Here is a 1,118-nt window from a genome sequence, read left to right as displayed (position 1 = left end):
GAAATACTGGCTCCACGGAGCCGGTCATGTCTAATTTAAATAAAAGAATATGACTGAAGAAGTTGGAAAGAAGGTATGTGAAGGTACAGTAGCAGACCTCATGAAGGACAAGACCGGAAAACAGACGCTTGTCACGTTGACAAGAAAGAATGCTTACCGAGTGAAGAAAATCAGAGAACAAGGGACGGATGACGAAGCCGTCCTTTTTCATTTCCGTAAACGCTGTACGGGAATGGGCTCCTATGTACACACCATTGAAACGGCAGACGGGGAAACAGAATTGCACCCGTCTGAATTTGAAAAATGGGAAGCTGTGGAATTTCTGTATCCCGGCTATCTGGAAGACCTGCTTGATGCTGCATACAACGCGTACAGATGGAGTTCCTTCGAACCTGAAGCAAGGGCGGAAACAGACATCATGCAATATGAAAAACAACTTGTAGAGGATCTGAAACAGATTCCGGAAGAAAAGCAGAACGAGTATGTCAGTGCATACCATAGCAAGTTCTCTGCCTTGCTGGGCAGTCTCTCACGATGTGCCAGTCCAATGGTGACAGGGCCTGCCAAATTCAACTGCCAGCGCAACAACAAGGCCTTGGATGCATACCAGAACAGATTTGATGAATTTCATGACTGGCGTAACCGCTTCAAGGCTGCCATGGAAAGGATGAAAGAGGCTGCCAAACCGGAAGAACAGAAGCAGGAAGAGGCATGGAATCGCCTGAAGCGTGACATTGCAAGCAGCGCACAGACCATTCATGATATTGATACCGGTAAAGCAAGAGGATACAGCCGTGCCCTGTTCGTCAGCAGTATCCTTAATAAAGTAAGCACCTATGCAGGAAAAGGAGAAGTGGAAATCGTACAGAAAGCGGTGGACTTCATTACAGACTTCAATGCACAATGCAAAAAACCGATTATCACTCCACGAAACCGTTTCTTCCAACTGCCGGAAATGGCACGCCAGGCCAGACTGAAACTTCAGGAAATTAGAGAACGGGAAAACCGTGAACTGAAATTTGAAGGCGGAACGCTGGTATGGAACTATGAGGCAGACCGCCTGCAAATCCTGTTTGACAGTATTCCGGATGACCAGAGGCGCAAGGAACTGAAATCAT

At 47.0% G+C, this 1,118-nt stretch carries 1 protein-coding gene; it reads left to right on the top strand.

The window, feature by feature from the left end; all coding sequences use genetic code 11:
- Window positions 1–49: 49 nt before the first annotated feature.
- The coding region (locus I6E11_RS15510; protein ID WP_235338830.1) for a hypothetical protein at window positions 50–1,118 on the top strand (1,069 nt) is incomplete at its 3' end.

Source organism: Bacteroides caecigallinarum (assembly GCF_021531075.1).
Classification (GTDB): domain Bacteria; phylum Bacteroidota; class Bacteroidia; order Bacteroidales; family Bacteroidaceae; genus Phocaeicola; species Phocaeicola caecigallinarum_B.
Note: the sequence above shows the minus strand (reverse complement) of the source record. Positions and strands in the feature narration are given on the sequence as shown.